The sequence below is a fragment of the Mycobacterium sp. THU-M104 genome (genome assembly GCF_049197365.1).
In the GTDB taxonomy this organism is placed as follows: domain Bacteria; phylum Actinomycetota; class Actinomycetes; order Mycobacteriales; family Mycobacteriaceae; genus Mycobacterium.
Window position 1 is genome coordinate 1 of record NZ_JBMIOP010000200.1, and the last position, 2,416, is coordinate 2,416.

The 2,416-nt window shown below is 66.8% G+C and carries 2 protein-coding genes and 1 pseudogene; 1 reads left to right on the top strand and 2 read right to left on the bottom strand.

Annotated elements, in window-relative coordinates; all coding sequences use genetic code 11:
* Nucleotides 1–201 precede the first annotated feature (201 nt).
* Nucleotides 202–594, top strand: a complete 393-nt coding sequence (locus ACOJVU_RS15715) for a type II toxin-antitoxin system VapC family toxin (protein ID WP_421530628.1) — start codon at nucleotides 202–204, stop codon at nucleotides 592–594.
* A 109-nt stretch (nucleotides 595–703) separates the two neighbouring features.
* On the opposite strand, the gene ACOJVU_RS15720 is transcribed toward ACOJVU_RS15715, so the two are convergent.
* Together ACOJVU_RS15720 and ACOJVU_RS15725 are read right to left on the bottom strand one after the other, a co-directional pair.
* Nucleotides 704–2,071 (bottom strand): GNAT family N-acetyltransferase, encoded by a 1,368-nt coding sequence (locus ACOJVU_RS15720; protein ID WP_421530627.1) that lies wholly within the window; start codon nucleotides 2,069–2,071, stop codon nucleotides 704–706.
* A gap of 91 nt (nucleotides 2,072–2,162) precedes the next feature.
* Nucleotides 2,163–2,416: pseudogene (locus ACOJVU_RS15725) on the bottom strand (AAA family ATPase); the annotation flags it as partial.

The following is a 2,416-nucleotide window of genomic DNA, read 5'->3' on the forward strand; positions in this document are numbered from 1 at the left end:
TCGCCGTCCTACTTCGCCGTCTCCTGCGGAGGCGCCCCCGCTGTCGATCATCAAGCAATACATCGACGGCCAAGCCCGACCACTCTGAACGCCGGGCCGCGGGACATCCCGCCCGCCCTGCTCGCCCACGAGCGCTACGCCCGCCGACACACGGGATGGGCTCACCCCGCCATAAATGGCGAGGCTTGCGCCCAAGAATTCGTGTCATCCGGTCTGCTCGACACCTCGGTCGTCGTCGACTGGCATGACCCGGCCGTGCTCGCATCGCTGCCCGACGAGGCGGCGATTTCCGCGATCACTGCGGCCGAGCCGGCGTCCGCTCCACATCTGGCCGACAGCCCGGTCGAGGCGGCGAAGCGGCAGGCCCGGCTGCAGGAAGTCGAATCGGCACTCGAACCGATTCCGTTCGACGCGGCGGCTGCACGCAGTTTCGGGCTCGTCATCGCCGTGGTCCGCGAAGGACGCAAGCCGCGGAGCCGGTTCGCCGACCTGCTGATCGCGGCGATCGCACACGCAAATCGCCTGGATCTCTACACCCGCAACGGCGATGACTTCACGGGGCTGGAAGGCCTTGTCCGCGTCTTCAACATCTGAAACATTTGAAACATCTGAAACATCTGACGATCGAGTCGACCTGCGCGGCGGTGCGTTTGCGGCAGCGGGTCACCAAAGTCGTCGGCTCCTGCGGCCGGTGTGACAATGGTCAGAATCCGACGGCATTGTGCGGGGCCTGCGGCCCGGTGAGCATGGCGATGGCTCGGTTCAGGGCGCCTGGGCGATGTTCGATGATCAAGCCTGCGGCCGCAAGCGACCCGAGCGTGGTGCCGCCGAGGAAGATGCTGCCCAGCGTTACGGCATCCAACGTGAGGTCGGGGGCACGACCCGACACGGCGCGGTGGCAGTGGGCTCCATCCGGGCCGCCGTCGAGGTGCCAATAGCCCTGGTTCCATGGGCAAAACGAATCGGCAATGTCGAGGACCAACGCCCCTTCGACTTGGTAGGTGCAGTTGGCCAGGGCGGCGGGGACATCGACGAGTCGGACCCACAGATTGTCGCTGTGCCGCGTGATGCGCAGGGCACGAGGGTCAGCCAGTTGCCAGCGCAGCGGCTCGTCGACGGGTCGTTTGCCAGCGATCACCCGTCTGGTCAGGTCTAGGCCGGTCAGCAACATCCACAGGTCGCTGTAGCCCGTGGCAGAGGTTGCTTCCAGCCAATCAACCTCCACCACGCCAGCCGTCGCGACGTCCGGCGACCACGGGGTGCGGTAATTCGCAGCGCCGTCCACGGTCCCGGTGTCGTCATAATGCAGCAGAAACTGCCAGGCGTCTCGGGAATTGTGGTCCCACAGCCATTGGTGGGCGCTGACCTCGCCGATCCGCGTCCGACGCACCCGATCGTGCAGTAACGGCCACTGCTCTTTGGCGGTGTGCGCGTCAACTAACTCGATCCGACCCCGCGGCTCGGGCGGGCGTGCTCGGCGTGCTTGTGTGTTATCCAGTTCCCAGCGGGTCTGGTAAGTGGCTGGGCCGAAGCCGTAGCGGCCGTAGATGCCGCCCTCGGCCGCGCTGAGCGTGGCCAGTGTCTCACCACGCTGGTGGCAGTCGTCGAGAAGAGCACGCATCATCGCCCGCAACAGCCCCCGCCGACGATGGGTCGGCAACACGGCGACGTCAGTCAGCCCACCCATCGGTACCGGCCCGCTACCAGGCACGGTGACCTCCAGGGACAGCATTTGCGAGGTGCCCACCAACCGGCCATCCACGAACGCCGCCCGCGTGCGATCCGCATCACGCAACTCAGCAGCGGCCTTCACCAAGACTTCTTCGCTGGCCGGCTTGTCAAACGCGGGGGCGACGCCAATACCGGAATGCCAGGCAGCCGGCTCAGGTTCCCAGCTTGGCGTACCCGCCAACCCGGGCACGATCCGCAAGAACGCCATGACCTCATCCGCGACGATGGGGCGAACCTCCACTGTCATGACAGTGCTTCCTCCCGACTCGCTTCCTCCCGACTCATCCTCGTTGCCGCAATGAAGGCACGAAGGTACTAGGACGGTGATGTGTTCGGGCATCGAGGTACGCAAGTGTGGTGTTGTCTCCCCGTGGAGGCGCCTAACCGCCTGCCCCACGTGCGGGGGACACGCCGGCGCGACGCTCGGTACATCACGATGTTCGGCCACTCCGCTGCGCCTGAGCGGCCGCATCCGCGGCCGCTGCACGCATGCCGATTGCCGCCAGGTCGTCGGACACGCCGCGTAACGCCGACTCGTCGCCGGCGGCCAGGGCCCGAGCGTGGGACAGCGCGATCGTCCCGAAGGCGCAATCGATCTCGTCGCACAGTCGGGCCAACGGATCCGCGGCGCGAATGTCCCCGAGCCGCAACGCCTCATACCATGCCCGCAGCGCCGTGCCCGGCT